The organism is Candidatus Polarisedimenticolaceae bacterium (genome assembly GCA_036275915.1).
Taxonomy (GTDB): domain Bacteria; phylum Acidobacteriota; class Polarisedimenticolia; order Polarisedimenticolales; family DASRJG01; genus DASRJG01.
This window is the reverse complement of the sequence record DASUCV010000011.1, coordinates 115,996-137,815: the sequence shown is the minus strand read 5'-3', so window position 1 is coordinate 137,815 and position 21,820 is coordinate 115,996. Positions and strand designations below refer to the sequence as shown.

Here is a 21,820-nt window from a genome sequence, read left to right as displayed (position 1 = left end):
TTCGGAACTGTGAGCGGTTATCTGTCGACTTTTGACCACTCTTCGAAATCTCGCCAGAACTGCGGATACGACTTCGCGACGACGAGGTCGTCGTCGATCGTTACCCCCGGCACCCTGAGGCCCGCGACGGCGAATGCCATCGCGATGCGGTGGTCGCCCATCGTCTCGATCGTCGCGCCGTGGATCGCCGGGCCCGGCGGCGTGATGCCGATCGTGCCGTCCGACACCGAGACGGCGGCGCCCATCCTCTCGAGGTTGCGGCGGATCGCCTCGACACGATCGGACTCCTTGAGACGCAGGTGATGGAGCCCCGAGAGGCTCGACGGCCCCTCCGCGAAGAGCGCGAGCACCGCCGCCCCGGGCGCGAGATCGGGCGCGTCGGATAGATCCCATGCGAACGCCGGGATCGCCCCGTCGGCGTCGACGACGATCCCGCCTTCGCTCTCGACGACACGAGCGCCGAGGCCGGCGAGGTCGCGGAGGAACCGTGCGTCGGGCTGTGCGCTCGCGCTCCTCAAGCCGGCGGCCGTCGTCCGCCCGCCGACCACGACCGTGGCGGCGAACGCGTACGACGCCGAGGAGTGATCGGCCTCGATCGTCACCGTCGTCGCCGTGAGCCGTTGCGGCGGCACGGCGAGGCCGCCGTCGTCCGCCACGACGACACGCGCGCCGAACGCTTCGAGCATCTCGATCGTCATGCGGACGTACGACCACGAGACGCGCGGCTCCGGGACGACGAGCTCGATGCCCTCGCGGCACGCGCAGCCGATCAGGAGCAGGGCGCTCGCGAACTGGCTGCTGCGATTGCCGGCGACGACGAGGCGGCCGCCCCGGACGGCGGTTCCGCCCGCCGCGAGAGGAAACCTTCCGCCCGCGCTCGGTGCGACGTGCGCTCCGGCCGCCGCGAGCGCATCGATCAGCTCGTGCATCGGGCGCTCGCGCAGGCGGGGCGTGCCGTCCAGGCGCGACGGTGCGCGGCCGAGCGCTGCCAGCGCCGTCAGGAATCTCGCCGATGAGCCGGAAGCGCCGAGGGCCACGTTGCCCCCGCCCGGGACGGGGCCGCCCGTGCCCGTCACGTGCCAACAGTCCCCCTCATCCGACACCGGTATCCCGAGCGCCGCGAGCCCGTCCAGGGTCACCCGTGTGTCCTCGGCGTCGAGGGGCAGGCGAACGGTGCTGCGACCGGACGCGAGAGCCGCCGCGAGGAGCGCGCGATGTGTCGCGCTCTTCGACGAGGGTGCGCGAAAAGTGCCGCGCAACCGGCCTCGTGCGGGTTCGATGCAGCGCGGCGGCATGAGAAACGGAGTGTATTATGCGTTGGGTGATGAACGTCCGCCTCAACGCGGCCGCCGGCGCGCTCGTCCTCTTCGCTTTCTCCAATCTTCCCGCCGAGTCTCCGACCGACGAGCTTCTTCGCTATGGGACCGAGATGGCGAAGGAAGGGAACTGGCGCGAAGCGAAGTACCGCTGGGAGCGCGCCCTCCGCGACGACCCGTCGGACGCACGCCTCCTCAACAATCTCGCGGTCGCGTCGGAAGCGCTCGGCGATGCCGACGCGGCGCGCTCTCTGTTCGAGAAGGCGGTCGCGGCCTCGCCGCGCGACGCGCGCATCCGCGACAACGCCGCGCGCTCCGCGATCTTCTGGCGCAAGGTGTCCGACGACGGCAAGGCCGGGCCGGGCGTTCCGCTCGAAGGCTCGAAGAAGAAGGGCCACGACATGGTCGAGGTCACGGTGTCGCTGCCGATGCCGGCGCGCGTCAAGGTCGACGGCGCGAAGACCCTCCTCGTCGCGGGATTCATCGTCAACGACTCGGACCTCGTCGACGTCAACCGGGAGATCGTCCACTTCTTGAGGAACGAGCTGCGCAAGCACACCTCGTTCGCGATTCTCGACGTCACGCCGCCGCCGGCCGTTCCGGAGCAGACACTGGACGACATGGCGAAGAACGCAGAGTTCTTCAAGTGGCTGGGGCGCGAGCACGGCGCCGACATCGTCGTCTCGGGCGCGGTCCACTACACGAAGCGCGACGCGTCGGGGTTCGAGGACGTCGACATCGTGAGCGAGTCGACCGGTCAGAAGGTCCGGCAGACGCGCTTCGTCGAGCAGGAGGAGTTCACCTTCGAGCTCGAGGCGCTCTACTTCCGCGGCGCCGACGGCTCGCTCCTCTTCCGCGACAAGACGCAGCGGCAGGCGGTCTACCGCGGCTCCGCGAACGACCCGATCAGCGCCTTCTACGAGCTGGGGAACGCCGCCTCACCCGACGTGCTCGCCGTCCTCGCCCCGCGCAACCTGCCGGACGTGCGCTTGCTCTTCAAGGGATGAGACGCACCCCGGCACGCTCGGGCCTCGCCCTGGCGCTCGCGGCCGCCGCCGCGATCACGGCGCTGCCGTCCCACGTGAACGCGCAGGCTTACACGTACTTCGGCCAGAACAAGATCGCCTACGACAACTACAAGTGGAAGGTGTACAAGGCTCCGCACTTCGACATCTACTACTACCCCGCCTCCGAGCCGTTCCTGGACGACGTCGTCTCCTACGCCGAGAGCGCCTACGTGCGGCTCAGCAAGGAGCTCGATCACGAGCTGCGCTTCCGGGTCCCGATGATCATCTACAAGACCCACGGCGAGTTCGAGGAGACGAACGTCTCGTCCGAGGAGCTCCCCGAGGCGGTGGGCGCCTTCGCCGAGCCGATCCAGAACCGGATGGTCCTTCCGATCGATCAGCCTCCGGACAAGCTGTACAAGCTCATCTCGCACGAGCTGACGCACATCTTCCAGTACTCGCTCTTCTTCGAGGGGTACATCGGCCGGGCGCTGCGCGCGCGCATCCCGACGTGGCTCATCGAGGGGATGGCGTCGTACTTCGGGCAGGACGAGGACAACCTCGACCGGATGGCGATCCGCGACGCGGTCGTCAACAACTACATCCCGCCGCTGCAGTACCTCGACCAGCTCTCCTACTTGAACTACCGCTTCGGCCACGCCGTCTTCGATTACATGGAGAAAGAGTACGGGAAGGAAGGCGTCCGCAGCTTCATCTACGAGTACCGCAAGGTCCTCCTCACGGGGAACATCCCGAAGGCGATCAAGGAGGCGTTCGGCATCGAGATCGAGGCGTTCGACCGGAACTTCAACCGCTATCTCCGTCAGAAGTACTTCCCGGTCCTCCTCGAGAAGAAGAGCCCCGACGACTACGGGAAGGAGGTCGGGATCCGCCAGCCGGGAATCTACTCGTTCTCGCCGACACTCTCGCCGTCGGGCGAGCTGATCGCCGCGCTCTCGACCCCGACCCAGATGGACCTCGACCTCGTCATCTTCTCGGCGGAGGATGGCAAGAAGGTCCACAACCTGACCAAGGGTTGGACGAACAAGTACCGGTACCTCGTCGCCGAGGCGTTCTCGGGGCGGCGCGACCTCTCGTGGTCGCCCGCCGGCGACGAGATCGCCGTCTTCGTGAGGAAGGAGAACGAGCGCCCGCTCGCGATCTTCGATTCGCTCCACGGCAAGCTGCAGAAGATCATCCCGTTGAAAGGCATCGCGCAGTGCTCGAGCCCGGCGTTCTCGCCCGACGGCACCAAGGTCGCGTTCGAGGGGAACAAGGACGGCGTCGTCGACATCTTCGAGCTCGATCTCAAGACGCACAAGGTCCGCAACTTGACGCAGGACGACGACTTCGACGCGAACCCGTGGTACGCCCCGGACGGCACGTCGGTTCTCTACAACCGGCGGATCGGCGAGTCGTGGAAGATCTTCTCGGTCGACGTCTCCGATCCCACGAAGAAGACGCAGCTCACGTTCGGTCCGTCGCTCGACATCCAACCGTCGTACTCGCGCGACGGGAAGACCGTCTACTTCTCCTCGGACCGGGGCGGCTTCGGCGTCTTCAACATCTTCGCCCTCGACATCGCGACCGGCGAGACGCGCCAGTACACCGACGTCGTGGGCGGCTGCTTCGCGCCGGTCGAGATGGCGCCGCGCGGCAACGAGACGAACCTCGTCTACGACGCGTACCAAGACGGGACGTTCCGCCTCTTCCGCATGCCGGTGAAGCCGACCGAAGTTCACACCGCGGCCGAGACGACCGTGCCCGGCGCGCCCGAGGCGGAGCCGTTCACTCCGCCTCTCCAGCTCAAGGCCGACCCGGCGACGGCGAAGAAGTACAAGCTGAAGTGGGACATCGAGGCGCCGCAAATCTCGGTCGGCGTCACCGACGACGGCACATTCCTCTCGAACGTCGCCCTCGAGGTCGCGGATCTGCTGGGCGACCACCGCGTCTTCGTCAACTTCTACAGCGTCGCTGATTTTTCGAACTTCCTCGTCAGCTACACGAACCTCAAGAACCGGACCCGGTGGGGCGCGACGATCTTCGACCTCCGCGACTACTACCTGTCGAGCAACGGTTACAACCTCAACCGCCAGCAGGTGCAGCGGAACACCGGCGCGCAGTTCTTCGTCCAGTACCCGTTCAACCGCTACTACCGGATCGACACCGCCGTCGGCGCGGCGGACAACACGCAGGACGTGTTCACCGGATACGCGAACGTCGGCGGGTTCGCCCAAGCGCAGTTCCAGAGCGTCAACGACAAGTTCCTCACCTTCCAGCCGAGCGTCATCGGCGACACGACGCGCTACCAGTCGTGGGGGCCGTTCCAGGGGAAGCGCCTCGACGTCGGTTTCCTCTACGGCTACAACCTCGGCAGCACCTATCCGGGAAACATCCTCCAGTACTCGCTCGACTTTCGCATGTACAAGCAGCTCACGAAACGCTCGCTCCTGGCGACGCGTTTCGTCGGGGTCTTGAATCGCGGAGGCCGGCAAATCTTCTACGGCGTCGGCGGGCTCAACACGCTGCGCGGCTACGGTTTCCGTACGCTCTACGGCTCGAACATCGCGGGGGCGCAGATGGAGCTGCGCTTCCCGTTCGTCGACGAGCTACGGTTCCCGCTCGGGCCGATCCGGAACATCCGCGGATTCCTTTTCCTCGACATGGGTACCGCGTGGCTCCCGGGCGACCTCTTCTACGACCCGGACGCCCACCAGATTCGCGCGACGCAGGCCAGTCCGGGAGCCCCGCTCGTTCCCATCAAGTTCAGGTGGTTCGATACCACGAACAACCGGCTGGAAGACCTGCGCGGCTCGTACGGCGGCGGCTTCCAGTTCTTCTTCCTCGGCGGGCTCCAGTTCAACTGGGCCTGGGCGAAGCGCCTCCCCTACACCCGCTACATCGACGACCCGTCGACGCCCTTCACGTACGACCCGATCCCCGTCAAGGCGGCGCTGCCGCCGTGGGACAGCGAGTTCTACATCGCCTTCGACTGGTAGGAGCAGGCGAGCCACGCTGAGGCGAGACCGAGGAGCGCGCCGGTCCCGACGAGCAGCGCGGCGGGCGCCAGAGCCAGCGGCCGGCCCGCCACGATCCCGAAGAGACCGTCGCCCGCCGTGTAGAGCGTCGCGGCGCGCCGCGCCGCCTCGACCGCGAAGATCGCGAGCGCTGCGCCGGCGAGCCCGTGGACGAGCCCGGTCACGAGGAACGGTCCGCGGACGAGCATCGGCGGCGCGCCGACGAGGTGCATGATCTCGATCTCGTCGCGGCGCGCGTGCACGGTGAGCCGCAGCACGCCCGCGACGACGAAGCCGACGGCGGCGAGGATCACGAGACCGAGCGCCGACCCGCCCCACCGCGCGACGTCGAGGAGGGAATCGACCTTGTCGAGGAACGCCTGGTCGTAGCGCACCTCCTCGACCGCCTTCGACCCCGACGCCGCCGATCCGATGTTCTGCGCCGTCACCTTCGCCTGCGCCCCGCCGCCGAGGTAGACCTCGAGCGAGGCGGGAAGCGGGTTCGTCCCCAGCTCGGTGGGAACGTCGGCGAGGTCCTTGAACGACTTCCGGAAGCGCGCGAGCGCCTCGTCCTTGTCGACGTACTCGATCTTCTCGACGCCGGCGACCCCCTGAACCTTCGCGCGGAGCGTCTCGACGTCGGACGCGGACGCGCCGTCGGCGAGATAGATCGACAAGCGAAGGTCGGACTTCCACCCTGCGACGCGCGCCGAGAGGTTCGTGAGCAGGAGAAGATTCACACCCGCGACGAAGAGCACCGCCGCCAACGTCGCGGCCGCGAGGACGTTCGGCCCGGGACTGTGCCGCCACTCGTCGAGCGCGTCGGTCACGAAGTACCGGAGGTGCGCGCCGGTCATACGAGCACCGCGCCCTCGGCGAGGCGCCCCTGATGGAGCACGATCGTCCTGCGCTGCATTCGCCGGATGAGGTCGCGATCGTGCGTCGCCACGACGACCGTCGTGCCCCGCGCGTTGATCTCGCGGAAGAGGCGCATGATCTCGACCGCAAGATCGGGATCCAGGTTCCCCGTCGGCTCGTCGGCGAGGAGCAGCTCCGGCTCGTTGACGACCGCCCGCGCGATCGCGACGCGCTGCTGCTCGCCCCCCGACAGCGCCTCGGGCGTCACGCCCAGCCGATGGGACAGGCCGACGCCTTTGAGCGCGTGATAGGCGCGGCGCTTCTGCTCGGCTCGCGGGATTCCCGCGACGTTCAGCACGTAGGCCACGTTCTCGAGCGCCGTCTTCCGCTTGATGAGCTTGAAGTCTTGGAAGACGACCCCCATCGATCGGCGCAGCTCCGGAACCTTCCGCGCGGGAAGGGTCGTGAGATCGCGTCCGAGGACGGAGATGCCCCCCCAGGTCGGTTTCTCGTGGCGCATGAGGAGCCGCAGGAGCGTCGACTTCCCGGAGCCCGACGGCCCCGTGATGAAGACGAACTCACCGCGGCCGACTTCGAAGGAAACGTCCTTGAGGGCGATCGCCCCCTCGGGGTAGCTCTTCGTCAGTCCGTCGATCTTGATCAGGGCCGCGCTACCAGCTCGTGTTGACTACGAGATCCTCTGCGAGGATCTCGCCGTCTTTGTTGAAGTAGACCTTCTCCGGCTCGTCTGGAACGATGACGCGGAACGGCGTCTCGGGGCCTTGCACCAGGAGCGGCTTCGCCGACTTCGTCTCCTTTCCGTTCAAATCGACGAACGAGAGAGGCGCCACGCCGCGGTAGTAGACGTCCTTCAGGGTGACCTTGTCCTTACCGAAGACGACGCGCTGCTTGATCGTGCCCTCGACGATCCACTTTCCCTGCTCGTTCTTCCGCTTCGTCCAGTTGATCGCGTACTGGGGGAGGCCGACACCGCGGACCCATTGATCGAAGAACCAGTCCATGTTGCCGCCGACGACCTTCTCCATGACGTCCTGCATATCGCGCGTGACGATTTCCTTGTGCTGGAGCTCTTTCGTCATCTCCTTGAGGAGCGCGAAGAACTTGTCGTCGCCGAAGGTGGATCGGAAGATGTGGAACGCGTACGGACCCTTGTTGTAAATGTTCGCTTGGGTCGCGTTGAGCGAGCCGCCCCACATCGTGTACCCCGACTGGACGTTCGAATCCGGCTCACTGCCGAGGATGACTTGACGCCAGTCGGCGACCTTGTCGAGGTACTTCTTCTTCCCCGCCGTGGTCTCGACGTACAACGCAGCCGACAGCTCGGCCATGCTCTCGACGAACCAGTAATTGCGTTGGTTCGCGTTCGTGATCAGGCCGCCCCACCACTGATGTCCGACCTCGTGCGCGACGACGTCCCGGTTGAATTTCGAGATCTGAGAAGCGTTCCTGTCCGTGGCGTTGATGATCGTACCTTCGCCGCGGAAGACCCCGAATCCGAGGTACACGATCGATGCGGGCGACTGCCCGTAGAGGAAACCGTTGGGGTCGGCGACGAGATCGAGCTTGGCGAACGGGTAGTCCGCGCCGTAGAGATCCTTGTAGTAATTGAGCGCGACGGCGGCTTGCGTAGCGATGGCCCCGAGCTGCTTGCCGCGGATGTCTCGTGCGCCACCGTTGAATCCTTCTTGGTCCGAAATTCCCTGCGTGCTGACCTTGTCGACGTAGACCCGCACCGGGATGACCGTGCCATCGCTTTTCTTCGCCTCGTACTTGCCGGCGTCGTCGCTGATGTACTCCCCGAAAATGATGGTCGGGAATGTGACGGGGCTGTCCGATCCCCAGACGGTGGTGCGGACGTCGTTCTGCACGTTTTCGGACACCTTCTTGCCGATGCCCAGGATCTCGTACTTCGCCGGGAGGCGTGTCGTCATGTGGAACGTGTCGATGAAATCCCCGAAGCGCACCAGGGGAAGCCAGCCCTCACGGTCGAGGGAGGCATACGACGGGTTGAGACGCGAGATGGAATCGAGATTCTCGAACTGAAGACGCAGTGTCAGCTTCGTTCCGGCGGGAACCATCTTCGGGAAGATGATGAGCCCGCTGAGCGCGCCCTCTTTCACCCAGGTCAGCTCGTTTCCGTCGCCGTCCTGGACCGAGTTCACGAACAGCTTGGGGCTCCGAGGATCCGTCACGGTGGCACCCGCGATGTGGCTGCGCGGAATGGCGAAGGGAAGCTCGCGAAGGTCGCGCTTCATGTTGATCTGATAGGTCACGTCGCCGACGAGGGAGTCGGGCTCGTCGAGCCCGATCTCGACCTTGGCGTCGAGACCTGCCAGATCGAAATCACGCGCGTCCAGGTCGTCGCGCTGCTCGAGAAGATACGGGGGCGTGCTGCCCTTGCGCGTCGCCTCGTCGTAGTAGCCGAACAACGGAATGTCGAACTGCCGTCCGTAGTCGGTGGCGTACATCGTCACCTGCCACGGGGCCCAGTTGTCCCAGAGCATGTCGACGAACCGCTCTTTGCCTGCGGTCTTGGTGTGAAACTCCACCTGCCAGAACCGCCGATCGGCTTCGGGAACCCTCGCGAACCCCCCGTACGAATTCTCGCGCCAATATTTGCGAGCGATCTCGCGCTCGCGCGTGAAGACGCCGAAGGGGTTCTTCGACTTCGTCGCCGCCATGTCGGACTGCGACGACGCCAAGTCGCTCTTGGCATTGCTCCACGCGCCGCCGGTCCCGCTCGTCGTCTTGTCCAGGCCGGAAAAGATGCTCTTCATGAAATCGTTGCACGTCGCCGGATCGCAGGCGATGTCGGCCCAATCCGTCTTGAAGACGATGTCCTGGGGATGGTCCTTGAAGATCTTGTTGCGAATCGCGCCGTAGTAGCCGGTGTCGGACGGCGGAACGAAGTCGTAGGTCAGGTCGTCCGCGAACACGCGAAACGCGACCGTCGAACCGTGACTGACGTAGGTGTAGAGATAGCCGTTGCTCGCGGAGAGCTTCAAGCCCTCTTTGTCCCACGTGAGCTTGTCGAACTTGTAGAGGTCGGGAGCAAAATCGCCTCGAAAGAGGCCGATGTAGGTGTCCTTCAGCTCTTCGTTCGCGATCGACCAGTTACCGCCGGAGCCCTTGAGCGTCAGCAAGTAACGCTCCGTCTTGAGCTGCTGGGTCAACGGGAACGTCGTCGGCTCGATCGTATCGACGTGGAAGGTTGCTTGGTACGTCCCGGCGTCGACCTTCTTGTATGTCTGAGAATAGGTCCCTCTCTTGTCGGGGTTACCGTCCTTGTCGTGCGATGCGAGGAGCTTCGAGACCTTGTCGTGGAGAACGACCGTGATCCCTTCCTGCACGGTGGCCGCAGGGGACTCCGCCGCGGCGAGGGCGCCGGTTGCGCTGCCGACCCATGCTCCAAGGAGCGCACCGACGACCCATTGAACTCGCATCGTGTTCCGCATGCCCATCCTCTCGTCGCTCTGATTGAGAGCGCGGTGAAGCTTGGATTCTAATCCCGGCTCCAAACGAAGTCGTTGTTCAAACGGTCCCGAACAGAGCCGGTTTCACGCCGGGTAAAAACGCCTCTCTTCGCGCACCATATCGCGGAGGAGCGGAGCCGGGCGAAACCTCTCGCCTTGGGAATCGGCGAGGCGCGCGAGCCGGTCGACGAGCACGGCGAGGCCGATCGAGTCGGCGTAGCGGAGGAGACCGCCGCGGAATGGAGGGAAACCCGTCCCGAAAACCATGCCGATGTCGACGTCGCGCGGCTCGCGGACGACGCCGTCCTCGAGGCAAACCGCGGCTTCGTTGACCATCGCCAGGACCATGCGCTCTTGGAGGGTCTCGACGGGGAGCGAGAGCTCGGGGCCGGAGGAGGCGAGCTTGGACGCTGCCGGGTCGGAGCCGGTGCGCTTGCCGTTCTTGTAGTGGTAGAAGCCCTTCCCGTTCTTCTTGCCGAGGCGGCCGGCGGCGACCTGCGCCTGCAGGATCGGCGTCGCGGCGCCGATGCGCTTCCCGAAGGCGCCTTCGAGCACCGCGGCGGCGTGCTGGCCGGTGTCGAGGCCGATCTCGTCCAGGAGCGCGAACGGACCCATCGGCATGCCGAAGTCGCGCATCGCGGCGTCGGCGGCGTCGATCGTCACGCCCTCGGCGAGGAGGCGGAGCGCCTCGTTGAAGTAGAGCATGAGGATCCGGTTCACGAGGAAGCCGGGGGCGTCGCGCACGACGACGGGAACCTTGCCGAGCTCGCGTGCGAAGGCGTGGACGGTGGCGACCGCTTCGGGCGAGCTGCGCACGCCGGCGATGACCTCGACGAGCGGCATGCGGTGCACGGGGTTGAAGAAGTGGAGGCCGACGACCCGCTCGGGGCGCACGGCACGCGCGGCGATGTCGGAGATGGGGAGGGTCGAGGTGTTCGACGCGAAGACGGCGCGGTCGCCGATCTTCTCCTCCATCGCGGCCAGCACCTTCTGCTTGACCTCGAGGTTCTCGACGACCGCTTCGAGCACGATGTCGACCTTGGCGAAGCCGGTGTCGTCGAGGGTCGGGGCGATGAAGCCGAGCTTCTGGCGCATCTCGCGGGGGGAGAGCCGTTTCCTGACGACCTGCTCCTTCCAGAGGCCGGAGGCGTGGCGGAGCGCCGTGAGGAGGGCTTCGCCCCTCACGTCCTTCATGCGGACCGGGATCCCCTTGTCGGCGATGAGCTGCGCGATGCCGCCGCCCATGATCCCGGCGCCGAGGACGGCGGCCCGTCTCACCTTGCGCGGCAGCGCGACGATGCCGCCGGCGTCTTTCTTGAGCGCCGATTGGCTCTTGAAGATCCAGATCAGGTTCTTCGAGGTGCGCGTGGGTACGAGCTCGCCGACGATCCGCGCCTCGAGGTCGAGCCCTTGGGAGAGCGGGAGCGCGAAGGCGGCGTCGATCGCCTCGATCGCGCGGAACGGCGCCGGGTACGCCTCGGGGGTCACCTTCGCGGCGGTCGCCTTCTCGGCCTTCTGCAGGACGAAGCGGCGTACCGGGGCGATCGACTCGACGAGGCGGGGGACGAGCGGGCGCCGGCGCTTCAACCCGGACGCCGCCTTCTGCATGAGCTTGATCGTCTCGCGCTCGAGGTACTCCTCGGGGGCGACGAGATCGACGACTCCGGCGCGGAGGGCGCGCTTCGCGTCGAGCTGCTTGCCGGTCAGGATGAGGTCGAGGGCCGTCGTGAGGCCGACGAGCCGCGGCAAGCGCTGCGTGCCGCCGAAGCCGGGGATGATGCCGAGCTGCGTCTCGGGGAGGCCGATCTTCGTCGCCTTCGTGTCGGCGGCGACGCGGACGGTGCAGGCGAGCGCGAGCTCGGTGCCGCCGCCGAGGCACGTTCCCCCGATGGCGGCCGCGGAAGGAACCGGCAGGTCGGCGATCTTCTGGAAGACGATCTGGCCGAAGCGCGCGCCCTCGGCGGCCTTGAAGGCGTCCGTGAAGGACGCGATGACCTCGACGTCCATCCCGGCGATGAAGCAATCCGGCTTGGTGCTCGCGAAGAGCAGGCCTCGCACCTCGTCGCGGCCGTGGACGGAGTCGAGGAGCTGCCCGAGGTCCTCGAGAATCGCCGGCGTGAGCAGGTTGACCTTGTCGTTCGGGCGGTCGAAGACGATGTGGACGATCCCGTTCGGATCGATCCAGTGGTTCATTCCGGACGGATCGCTCACCTAGCTCCTCTCGACCACGACGGCGCCGCCCTGCCCGCCGCCGATGCACAGGGTGGCGAGGCCCAGCGAGACATCGGCCCGCTGCATCTCGCGGAGAAGACTCAGGATGAGCCGGCCGCCGGAGGCGCCGACCGGGTGGCCGAGCGCGATCGCGCCGCCGTTGACGTTGACCTTTTCGAGCGGCGGCGCTCCGACTGCGCCGCTTCCCAGCGTCGCTTCGCAGAACGCCTTCGAGTCGAACGCCTTGAAGCAGGCGAGCACCTGTGCCGCGAACGCTTCGTTGATCTCGACGCGGTCCATGCGCGCCATCGAGAGACCGCCCGCGCGGCGGAGCGCGATCGGAGAGGCGACGACGGGGCCGAGCCCCATGCGCTCGGGGTCGCAGCCGGCGAACGCCCACGACCGGATCTTCCCCATGACCGGAAGGCCGAGCGCGCGGGCCCGCTCGGCCGACGCGAGCACGAGGGCGACCGCGCCGTCGGTGATCTGTGAGGAGTTCCCCGCCGTAACCGTGCCGAACTTGCGATCGAAGATCGGCCGGAGCTTCGCGAGCGCCTCGGGAGTCTGGTTCTCGCGGAAGCCGTTGTCTCGATCGACAGCGTCCTCGAAGCGGGGCGGCACCGGGACGGCCACGACCTCGCCCTGCATCCGGCCCTCGTTCCACGCCGCCGCGGCGAGCTTGTGACTTCTGAGGGCGAAAGCGTCCTGGTCCTCGCGCGGGATGCGGAATTCGCGCGCGAGCACTTCGGCCGTCTGGCCCATGTTGAGCCCCGAGACCGGGTCGGTGAGCCCGAGCTCGAGCGCGACGACCGGCTTGAAATGCCGTGGCCGGAAACGGGCGAAGGCGGCGATCCGCGCCGGAAAGCTGCGCGCGCGGGCGACCTGCGTCCAGATGTCCTGCGCCTCGTCGGAGAAGAGGAAAGGGATCCTCGACATCGACTCGACGGCGCCCGCGACGATGAGGTCCGCATCACCCGCGCGGATGCGATAGGAGGCGTCGACGACGCTCTCCAGTCCCGACGCGCAATTGCGGCTGACCGTGACGGCGGGGACCTTCTTCGGGATCTTCGCTTCGAGGGCGATCACGCGCGCGACGTTCGCGGCGTCGGCCGGACCTGCGATGTTGCCGACGACGACCTCGTCGATCGCCTCCGGGTCGAGCTCGGCCCGCTCGATCGCCTCTCGGACGGCGATGCGCCCGAGCTCGACGGCGCCGACGCGCCGCAGCGACGTGTTCGCCTTGACGAAGGGAGTCCTCGCCCCGGCGACGACGACGACATCTCGGTCGCCGATCATTCGGCGTCCCTACGTATACCGTAGGTCTCGAGCTTCTTGTAGAGGTTCGAGCGCGGCGTGTCGATCGCCTTCGCGGTCGCGGCGACGTTCCAGTCGTGCTCCTCGAGCTTCGCGAGGATGAACGCCTTCTCGGTGGCGTCCTTGAACTCCTGGAGGGTCGCCGCCTGGGAGACGGCGCCCGCGCCTGCGGCCGCCGGCTCGGCGGCGGGCGCCAGGCCCAGCCCCGGCGGAATGTCGGCGGCGCGGATCGACGGGCGCGGCGTCATGATGAGGAGCCGTTCGACCGCGTTGCGCAGCTCGCGCACGTTCCCGCGCCACGGCAGGCGGGCAAGCGCCGCGATCGCGTCCTCCGTGAAGGTCTTGGGCCTCATCCCGTTCTCCGCGCAGAACGCGGCGGCGAACTCCGCGACGAGCGCGGGAATGTCGTCGCGGCGATCTCTGAGCGGCGGCAGATGGATCGGCACCACGTTCAGGCGGAAGAAGAGGTCTTCTCGGAAGCGTCCGCCGGCGATTTCGTCGGGGAGGTGCTTGTTCGTCGCGGCGATGACGCGCACGTCGACCACGAACGACTTCGCGGCCCCGACCGGCTCGATCTCGCCGTCCTGGAGTGCGCGGAGGACCTTCGACTGGGTCCTCAGGCTCATGTCGCCGACCTCGTCCAGGAAGATGGTGCCGCCGTCGGCCTGCGCGAACTTGCCGAGCTGGTCGCGGCTCGCCCCCGTGAACGATCCCTTCTCATGGCCGAACAGCTCGGACTCGATGAGCTCATCGGGGATCGCCGCGCAGTTGACCTTGATGAAGGCTTTCGCCGCCCGCGGACTGTTCTTGTGGATACCACGCGCCACGAGCTCCTTGCCGGACCCCGACTCGCCGGTGATGAGGACCGAGGCCTTGGTCGGCGCGGCGAGGGCCATCGCCTCGCGCACCGAGGCCAGCGGCGCCGACGACCCGATGAGCTTGAAGCGCTCCTCGTAGCCGAGCTTGAGGTCGCGGTTCTCGTCCTCGAGGCGGCGCCTCTCGAGGGCGTTCCGCAGGACGAGGAGCACGCGGTCGCGCTCGAGCGGCTTCTCCATGAAATCGAAGGCGCCGAGCCTCGTCGCCTCGACGGCCGTGGCGATCGTGGCGTGTCCGGAGATCATGATGACGGGGAGTGTGGGCTCGGCCTGCTTCACCCGTGCCAACGCTTCGAGGCCGTCCATGCGCGGCATCTTGATGTCGCAGATCATCGCGTCCGGGCGCTCCCGCTCGATCCGCGCCAGCGCATCCTCGCCGGAGGCCGCCTCGACGAGGGCGTACCCTTCGTACTCGAGGATCATGCGCAGGGACGACCGGATGTCGCTCTCGTCGTCGACGACGAGCACGAGCGGCTTGCGGCGCGTCGCCATGCCGGAAAAATAACACACGCCGCGCGACCCTTTCGGGGCCGCGCGGCGCCTTCATCGTGGCGGGGAAAAGGTTACTTCGCTCCCGACTGCGGGACGGCGAGGAAGACGAACTCGGTGCGGCCTCCGACGAAGACCTCGACCTTGACCGTGTCGCCGGGCTTCAGGCCCTTGACGACGTGGTTCCAGTCGGCGACCGAGCGGATCGGTTTGTCGTCGAGCGAGACGACGAGCTGGCGCGGCGTCAGACCTTCGTCGGCCGCTTGCGATTCGGGATCGACCGAGCTGATGAGGACTCCCGCGTCGTCGTTCCCCAGCTGGAGCTGCGAGCGCAGGGCGGGAGGGATCGCCTGAACTTTGATGCCGAGCCCCTGCGCGGAGGAGGGCGCCGCCTGGTCGTCATCCGGCTCGGACTGCTGATTGCCGTTCTTGTCGAACGTGACCGGGCGCGTGGTCAGCTTGACGTCGACGTGGACCGGCTCACCGTCGCGCATGATCTCGAGGCGCACGGTCTCGCCGGGCTTCCGCGACGCGATGCGCGCGAGAAGGTCCTGGTTGTCCTTGACCGCCTCGCCGTCGATCTTGCGAACGACGTCGTTCTTGCGGACGCCGGCCTCGGCGGCGGGGCCCTTCGGGGCGACCTCGGCGATGATCACGCCGGTCGTGTCCGGGAGCTTGTAGTACGCCTTCGCGCGGTCGTTGACCGGGGACGAGTTCATCGTGATGCCGAGGTAGCCGCGCTTGACGCTGCCGCCCGCGCGAAGCTCCTCGGCCGCCTTGCGCGCCTCGTTGATCGGGATGGCAAACCCGATCCCCTCGGCCCATTCGCCTCGGAAGATGGCGGTGTTGATGCCGACGACGCGGCCCGCGCCGTCGAGGAGCGGCCCGCCGGAGTTGCCGAAATTGATCGCAGCGTCGGTCTGGATGAAGTTCGCAAGCGCGGGAACCGTGTCGCCGATCGGCACCTGGCGCTTCTTGCCGGACACGACGCCGACGGTGACCGTGCGCTCGAGTGCCAGCGGATTGCCGACGGCCATCACCCACTGGCCGACGCGCAGCGAGTCGGAATCGCCCAGCGGCACCGTGGGGAGCTTCTTCCCCTTCGTGTTCACCTTGATCAGCCCGAGATCGATCATCGGGTCGGTGCCGACGACGTCGGCCTCGTACTTCTCGCCGGTGTCGAGCGTGACCTCGAGCTTGGTCGCACCCTCGACGACGTGGTTGTTCGTCAGGATGTAGCCGTCGTCGGTGATGATGAAGCCCGAGCCCGACGAGACCTTCCGTTGCGGGCTCCGCGGCATCATGCGGGGAGATTGCTGCTGGTGCGGCCCGCCCGGGCCGAAGAAGAAGCGGAAGATCGGATCGTCCGGATCGCCGTTGCCGCTGCCGTCGTCGTCGCCGCCCTCGTCGGGAACGCCCTTCTTGTCGACCGTGGTGTTCTGGACGCCGACGACCGCGGGGAGGGTGGACGCGGCGATCTCCGAGAAATCGGGGAGCGCGATGGTGTGCGTCGGGCCCGTCGCGGCCGCGAACGCCGCCGGCGCGGCGCCCTGGGTCGCCGACGCCGCCTTGATCGCCGGGGGCGCGTTCAGCTTGCCGCCAAGCACCATGCCGAAGACGATGCTCGCGCCCACGACCGCGAGCAGCGCCGCGAAGCTCGACTTGCGATTCATAGCTCGACTCCCGTTGTCACGACGCACTATACGCGCGCCGATTGACCGAGATTCAGCCGGCGAGGTTCGCCGCCTGAGACCCGTCGGTCGGAAGAAGCTCCGTCATCACCGTGCGGAGTGAGCCGACGTCGACCGGCTTCTCGAGGATCTGGTCGACTCCGAGGTGACGCGCCTGCTGGCGAACGGCGTCGTTCAAGAACGCCGAGACGAGGATGCAGCGCGCCCGGAACTCCCGGCGCCGGAGCTCCGCGAGCAAGCTGAGGCCGTCCATCTCGGGCATCTTGTAATCGACGAGGAGCAGGTCGACCTCGCCCAGGTCGCGGCCTTCGGTCAGGACCTTGCGCGGGTTGCTCTCGACGAGGGTGCGGTAGCCGGCACGTCCGAGCAGCTTGCGGTAGCAATCGAGCACCGAGGTGTCGTCGTCGACGACCAAAACCGTGTACTGATGGTGCCCGAGCGGTGTCATGCCGCTCTTCGAGAAGGGCAATTGTCGTGCCGGGGCGCCGGCGGCGAGCCTGCCGCAAAAGCCTCGTTCTTCCGGGCAGCCCGCGGACGGCTGAGCGTCAAACTGGCGCCCAGGGCGCTCATCCCGGCCGCTTTGGCGGCCCGCTGCGGGTCAGGACTCGATGTCCGCATACCCGGCAACCTTGTACTCCTTCAGCTTGCGCTGGAGCGTACGCAGGCCGATCCCGAGCATCTCCGCGGCCTGCGTCCGGTTCCCGCCGGTGCGCTCGAGCGCCGCGAGGATGGCGCGCCGCTCGATCTCGTCCATGGTGAGGACCGCGCCCGGTGGGGTGGCGGGCGGCGCCGGGCGCGTGGCGGTGGCGGCGTCAAGCTCCGCCGGCCCGGTCGAGGTCTGCGTCGCCCGCAGCTCGTCGGGCAGGTCTTGCAGACCGATCTCGACGGTCGGTGTGAGCACGACGAGGCTCTCGACCAAGTTGCGCAGCTCGCGGACGTTCCCTTCCCAGCGCGCCTCCATGAGCGCGCGCATCGCCTCCGGCGCGAACTTCATCCCCTCCCGCTCGTTCTCCTTCGCGAACGCCGTCAGGAAGTGGGTGGCGAGGAGCGGGATGTCCTCGCGACGCTCTCGAAGCGGCGGGATGCGCAGGGTCACGACCTTGAGCCGGTAGTAGAGGTCGCTCCGGAACGCGCCGCGCTCGACCGCCGCCTCGAGATCCGCGTTCGTCGCCGCGACCAGCCGGATGTCGACGCGGATGTTCTCCGTGCCGCCGACGCGCATGAACTCGCGCGTCTCCAAGACGCGGAGGAGCTTGACCTGCATGTCGAGCGGCAGCTCCCCGATTTCGTCGAGAAAGAGCGTGCCGCGATCCGCGAGCTCGAACTTCCCGATCTTGCGTCCGGTCGCGCCGGTGAACGAGCCGCGCTCGTGGCCGAACAGCTCCGACTCGAGGATTTCCGCAGGAATCGCGGCGCAGTTGATCGGAAGGAACCGCGCGTCCTTGCGCGGCGAGTTGTCGTGGAGCGCGTTGGCGACGAGCTCCTTGCCGGTCCCGGACTCGCCGACGATGAGCACGTTCGACCGCGTCGGCGAGACGAGGTCCATCTGGCGGAAGAGCGCCTCCATCGGCTTCGAATGGCCGACGAGGCTGCCGAATTTCTCGACGAGGCGGCTCTCGAGCTCGACGACGCGCCGGCTGAGCAGCCGCTTCTCGACGATCGCCGACGCGCGCTTCCTGAGCTCGAAGACGTCGACCGGCTTGGTGAGGTAGTCCTCGGCGCCCCGTTTCATCGCGTCGACCGCCGACTCGACGGAGCCGTGTCCCGTGATCATGAGCACGCCGATCTCGGGGTCGATCTCACGCGCCGCGGCGAGGACGCCAAAGCCGTCGATGCCCGGCATGATGAGGTCGGTCACGACCAGGACGACGTCGCGGTGCGCGCGGAGGAAGTCGAGCGCGGGCGCGGCCTGGCCGAAGCCCGTGACCTTGTAGCCGATCTTCGAGAGCGCGCGCTCGTAGCTCTCGCGGCTCGGCTGCTCGTCCTCGATGACGACGACGTGGATGACATCGCTCATGCGCTCATGCCCGCCGGGGGATACTAGCAGCCAGAAGCTCGGCGAATTCGTCCGGGCCGACGACGCGGACGCCCAGGGCACGCGCCTTCTCGAGCTTGCTGCCGGCGTCCTCGCCGGCGACGACCATGTCGGTCTTGGCGCTCACGGATCCCGCCACGCGCCCGCCGAGCGACTCGACGAGCGCCTTCGCCTCTTCGCGGCCCATCGCCGGCAGCGTTCCGGTGAGAACGACGGTCTTGCCTGTGAACGGACTCTCGGCCAGCGCCGGCGAGCGTTCCTCGGGGGCCGCTTCCATCGTGAGCCCGGCCTCGCCGAGACGCCGGAGGAGGTCGCGGTTCGTCTCCTGGTCGAAGAACGTACGGACCGCGGCGGCGGTCTTGGGCCCGACCTCTCGCGTCGCCTCGAGCGCCTCGACCGAAGCTTTCCCGAGCGCCTCGATCGAGCCGAAGGCCGACGCGAGCACGCGCGCGGCACGCTCGCCGACGTGGCGGATGCCGAGCGCGAAGAGGAGGCGGTGCAGCGGCCGCGCCTTCGACGCGTCGAGCTCCGCGATGACGTTCGCGGCCGACTTCTTCCCCATCCGCTCGAGGCCGGCCAGCGTCTCGACCGGCAGCGCGTAGAGATCGGCGACGTCGGCGACGAGGTTCTTCTCGAGGAGCTGGGCGACGAGCGCGTCACCGAGCCCCTGGATGTCCATCCCGGTGCGCGAGGCAAAGTGGAGGAGCGCCTCGCGACGTTTGGCCGGACAGGCGACCCCGGTGCAGCGGCTCGCGACCTCGCCCTCCTCGCGCACCGCCTCTGAGCCGCACGCGGGGCAGACCTTCGGCATGACGAACGGCACGGCGGTCTCGGGGCGGCGCTCGACGACGACGTGGAGGACCTGCGGGATGATCTCGCCCGCCTTCTCGATGACGACGGTGTCACCGACGCGGACATCCTTGCGGGCGATCTCGTCCTCGTTGTGGAGTGAAGCCCGCGACACGGTGGTTCCCGCGAGCACGACCGGCGCCAGCTCGGCGACCGGTGTCAGAGCTCCGGTCCGGCCGACGTGGACGGTGATCGCGCGCACCGTCGTTTCCGCCTGATCGGCCGGGTACTTGAACGCGACGGCCCACCGCGGGAACTTGCTCGTCATGCCGGCGGCCGCCTGGACGTCGTGAGCGTCGGCCTTCACGACGGCGCCGTCGATCTCGTACGGGAGGCCGCCGCGCGCCGCCTGGATCTCGCCGATCCGTACGATGACCTCCTCGAGCGTCCTGCGCGTCGCGTTCTCCGGATTCGTGGGAAGACCCAGCTCCGCGAGCCGCGCGAGCGCAGCGCTCTGCGACGCCGGGGCCGCAGCCCCTTCGATCCCCGCAAGGAAGTAGAAAAAGACGTCGAGGCGTCGCGACGCGGTGACCTTCACATCCTGCATTCGAAGGGTCCCCGCGGCCGCGTTCCGCGGATTCGCGAAAGGCGCGAGACCGGCCTCGGCGCGCGCCGCGTTCAGCGCCTGGAACGACGCGCGCGGGAAGAAGATCTCACCGCGCGCCTCGACGAAGCTCGGGGCGCCGACGAGGCGCTTGGGCACGGCCTCGATCGCACGCACGTTGGCCGAAACGTCCTCACCGACCACACCGTCTCCACGCGTGAGCGCGCGCTCGAGGCGCCCGTCCCGGTACCAGACGGCGATCGAGAGGCCGTCGATCTTCGGCTCGACGACGTAGGCGTCGACCGGCCGGCCGGCGGCCCGGCGCAGGCGATCGTCCCAGGCCTTCAGCTCGTCCAACGAGTAGACGTTGTCGAGGGACAGGAGCGGAGAGCGATGGGGCGCGTGCGGAAGCGACGGCGCCGCTTCTCCTCCGACGGTCTGCGTCGGCGAGTCGACCGTCACGAGGTCGGGGAACGCCGCTTCGATCGCGCGGAGCTCCCGCTCGAGCGTGTCGTACTCGGCGTCGGAGATCTCCGGCGCGTCGTCGAGGTAGTACCTCCGCCGGTGGTGCGCGATCCGCTCGCGAAGCTCCGCGGCGCGCCTCTCCGCCTCGGGGCGGGTCCCGCTCACCGTGCGCGCCCCGGCGTGACGGACGCGGCGGCATCGTGGCGGCGCGGCAGCCGGATCCGGAAGGTCGTTCCCCGGCCGAGATGGCTCTCGACCTCGATCCGTCCACCGTGGGTCTCGATCATCTGTCGTGCGATCGCCAGGCCCAGACCGGTCCCGCCGGCGCGCTTCGAGAAGAACGGCTCGAAGATCCGGTCGAGCATGTCGGGCGGGATTCCCGGACCGTCGTCCGCGACCTCGACGAGGACCTCGCCCCCGGACCCCGCACGCGACGTGAGGCGCACGTGGCCGCCCTCCGCAACGACCTGCCGCGCGTTGCCGAGGATGTTGAGCAGCGCCTGGCGAATCTGCGCCTCGTCGAACTCCACGGTCGGGAGGAGCGGCTCGAGGTCGAGCGCGAGATCGACCCCGCTCCGGCGGAAGTCCGCCTGGAGAAACCGCGCGATCGTCGTGAGCGCGTCGTTCAGGCTCTTGACCTCGAACTGCGCGGGCGCCGGGCGGGCGTACTGGAGGAAATTGTCGATCAGGTTCTTGATCCGCTTGATCTCCCCCTGCATCGAGCGAAGCATCTCGACGTGCTCGCCCCCTTCGAGCCCGGGCACGCCCTGCAGCTCCTCCTCGAGCATCTGCAGGTTCATGTTCATCGAGTTCAGAGGATTGCGGATCTCGTGCGCCAGCCCCGAGCCGACGACGCCGCGAAAGGCCGCGCGCGCGGTGGATTGACGCGCGCGCTCGAGCGCGCGGTTCTTCCGGATCAGATGGAGGACGTACGCGAAGCCGAGGACGAGGAGGATCGCCCCGATTGCGGCGACCGAGATGACCTTGTTCCGGAGCGAGCGCTGGAGCCGCTCGATGTCGCGATCGATCGCGTCGGTCGAGATGCCGACCCGCACATCGCCCTGCGGAATCCCGGCGACGACGAGCGTGTACTCCGCGGAGAGCGTCGCGGCATGGGCGGCCGCGAGGGACGAGCGCACCTGCGCGATCGGAATCTGGAACCGGTCCCGTATCTCGACCCAGCTGAAGTCGGGCTGCCGAGCGAGACGGTCCTGAATCCAGCCGGTGATCATCGGGCGGTTTTGCTGGATCCGGTAGAAGTCGATCCCGGTGGGCCCCCGCCCGAGCGCTGCGATGGCATCGGCGACGTGTCTCGCCTCCCGCGTCCCCTTCTGAAGCTCGATCTGGACGGCGAGCCGCCGGACGTCGCCGAGGGAGGCCGCGTGGGCGGTCCAGACCAGCCCCGCCAAGAGCGCGGCAAAAATGGCGAAGGCCCGGACCGTCTCGCCGCCACCGGGAGGGATCCAAGCCCGTCCGCGAGAGAAGATTTGCGCCATCGGTCGCGACATTCTAGGGGGCGAACCCTCGGATGTCGCGGATCCGGCCGCTGCAAGATCCCCGCACGCCAGGCCCCCCGAAAGAACTGCCACTTGCCGGGTCGAAAACGATGATGTAATTCATTGTGGTACCGGAGTCCGCGGACAGATTCTGGCGAT

Annotated in this window: 14 protein-coding genes; 2 read left to right on the top strand and 12 right to left on the bottom strand. The window is 67.7% G+C overall.

From position 1 onward, the window contains the following. Positions 1-17: 17 nt before the first annotated feature. Positions 18-1,295, bottom strand: a complete 1,278-nt coding sequence (gene aroA / locus VFV19_10165; protein HEX4824670.1) for a 3-phosphoshikimate 1-carboxyvinyltransferase — start codon at positions 1,293-1,295, stop codon at positions 18-20. Positions 1,296-1,324: 29 nt separating this feature from the next. Here aroA and VFV19_10160 point away from each other — a divergent pair, with 29 nt between their 5' ends. Beyond that, positions 1,325-2,323 carry a tetratricopeptide repeat protein gene (locus VFV19_10160; GenBank protein HEX4824669.1) on the top strand — a complete coding sequence of 333 codons (999 nt, stop codon included), beginning with the start codon at positions 1,325-1,327 and terminating at the stop codon, positions 2,321-2,323. Beyond that, positions 2,320-5,322 (top strand): hypothetical protein, encoded by a 3,003-nt coding sequence (locus VFV19_10155; protein ID HEX4824668.1) that lies wholly within the window; start codon positions 2,320-2,322, stop codon positions 5,320-5,322. Before VFV19_10160 ends, VFV19_10155 begins: the two co-directional genes overlap by 4 nt. On the opposite strand, the gene VFV19_10150 is transcribed toward VFV19_10155, so the two are convergent. The 11 genes from VFV19_10150 to VFV19_10100 all read right to left on the bottom strand — a co-directional run bounded on the left by VFV19_10150 (position 5,301) and on the right by VFV19_10100 (position 21,661). After that, a complete protein-coding gene (locus tag VFV19_10150) occupies positions 5,301-6,197 on the bottom strand; it encodes a permease-like cell division protein FtsX (GenBank protein ID HEX4824667.1) in 897 nt (298 codons plus the stop codon). The genes VFV19_10155 and VFV19_10150 overlap by 22 nt on opposite strands. Next, complete coding sequence (gene ftsE / locus VFV19_10145) at positions 6,194-6,853, bottom strand: cell division ATP-binding protein FtsE (protein HEX4824666.1); 660 nt, start codon at positions 6,851-6,853, stop codon at positions 6,194-6,196. Before ftsE ends, VFV19_10150 begins: the two co-directional genes overlap by 4 nt. 16 nt (positions 6,854-6,869) lie before the next feature. Beyond that, on the bottom strand, positions 6,870-9,674 hold the full coding sequence (locus tag VFV19_10140) for a M1 family aminopeptidase (protein ID HEX4824665.1): 2,805 nt from the start codon (positions 9,672-9,674) through the stop codon (positions 6,870-6,872). Positions 9,675-9,776: 102 nt separating this feature from the next. Next, the gene (locus tag VFV19_10135; GenBank protein ID HEX4824664.1) at positions 9,777-11,903 is read right to left on the bottom strand and encodes a 3-hydroxyacyl-CoA dehydrogenase NAD-binding domain-containing protein; all 2,127 of its coding nucleotides are present in this window, start codon (positions 11,901-11,903) and stop codon (positions 9,777-9,779) included. Further along, entirely contained in the window at positions 11,904-13,199 is a 1,296-nt protein-coding gene (locus tag VFV19_10130; protein HEX4824663.1) for a thiolase family protein, read from the bottom strand. Next, positions 13,196-14,584 carry a sigma-54 dependent transcriptional regulator gene (locus tag VFV19_10125; protein HEX4824662.1) on the bottom strand — a complete coding sequence of 463 codons (1,389 nt, stop codon included), beginning with the start codon at positions 14,582-14,584 and terminating at the stop codon, positions 13,196-13,198. Before VFV19_10125 ends, VFV19_10130 begins: the two co-directional genes overlap by 4 nt. 71 nt (positions 14,585-14,655) lie before the next feature. Further along, positions 14,656-16,254: a Do family serine endopeptidase gene (locus tag VFV19_10120; protein ID HEX4824661.1), complete on the bottom strand. Its 1,599-nt coding sequence runs from the start codon at positions 16,252-16,254 to the stop codon at positions 14,656-14,658. A gap of 52 nt (positions 16,255-16,306) precedes the next feature. Beyond that, positions 16,307-16,720, bottom strand: coding sequence for a response regulator (locus VFV19_10115; GenBank protein HEX4824660.1), 414 nt, complete (start codon positions 16,718-16,720; stop codon positions 16,307-16,309). A gap of 150 nt (positions 16,721-16,870) precedes the next feature. Next, the gene (locus tag VFV19_10110; GenBank protein HEX4824659.1) at positions 16,871-18,289 is read right to left on the bottom strand and encodes a sigma-54 dependent transcriptional regulator; all 1,419 of its coding nucleotides are present in this window, start codon (positions 18,287-18,289) and stop codon (positions 16,871-16,873) included. Positions 18,290-18,293: 4 nt separating this feature from the next. After that, positions 18,294-20,330 carry an NAD-dependent DNA ligase LigA gene (gene ligA / locus VFV19_10105; GenBank protein ID HEX4824658.1) on the bottom strand — a complete coding sequence of 679 codons (2,037 nt, stop codon included), beginning with the start codon at positions 20,328-20,330 and terminating at the stop codon, positions 18,294-18,296. After that, a complete protein-coding gene (locus VFV19_10100) occupies positions 20,327-21,661 on the bottom strand; it encodes an ATP-binding protein (protein ID HEX4824657.1) in 1,335 nt (444 codons plus the stop codon). Before VFV19_10100 ends, ligA begins: the two co-directional genes overlap by 4 nt. Positions 21,662-21,820: the final 159 nt, after the last annotated feature.

Bases quoted from the DNA above. Each gene is read 5' to 3' on its own strand.
- VFV19_10140 (HEX4824665.1), bottom strand. From the start codon at position 9,674: ATGCGGAACACGATGCGAGTTCAATGGGTCGTCGGTGCGCTCCTTGGA.
- VFV19_10100 (HEX4824657.1), bottom strand. From the start codon at position 21,661: ATGGCGCAAATCTTCTCTCGCGGACGGGCTTGGATCCCTCCCGGTGGC.
- aroA (HEX4824670.1), bottom strand. From the start codon at position 1,295: ATGCCGCCGCGCTGCATCGAACCCGCACGAGGCCGGTTGCGCGGCACT.
- VFV19_10155 (HEX4824668.1), top strand. From the start codon at position 2,320: ATGAGACGCACCCCGGCACGCTCGGGCCTCGCCCTGGCGCTCGCGGCC.
- VFV19_10160 (HEX4824669.1), top strand. From the start codon at position 1,325: ATGAACGTCCGCCTCAACGCGGCCGCCGGCGCGCTCGTCCTCTTCGCT.
- VFV19_10130 (HEX4824663.1), bottom strand. From the start codon at position 13,199: ATGATCGGCGACCGAGATGTCGTCGTCGTCGCCGGGGCGAGGACTCCC.
- VFV19_10150 (HEX4824667.1), bottom strand. From the start codon at position 6,197: ATGACCGGCGCGCACCTCCGGTACTTCGTGACCGACGCGCTCGACGAG.
- VFV19_10125 (HEX4824662.1), bottom strand. From the start codon at position 14,584: ATGGCGACGCGCCGCAAGCCGCTCGTGCTCGTCGTCGACGACGAGAGC.
- VFV19_10110 (HEX4824659.1), bottom strand. From the start codon at position 18,289: ATGAGCGATGTCATCCACGTCGTCGTCATCGAGGACGAGCAGCCGAGC.
- VFV19_10120 (HEX4824661.1), bottom strand. From the start codon at position 16,254: ATGAATCGCAAGTCGAGCTTCGCGGCGCTGCTCGCGGTCGTGGGCGCG.
- VFV19_10115 (HEX4824660.1), bottom strand. From the start codon at position 16,720: ATGACACCGCTCGGGCACCATCAGTACACGGTTTTGGTCGTCGACGAC.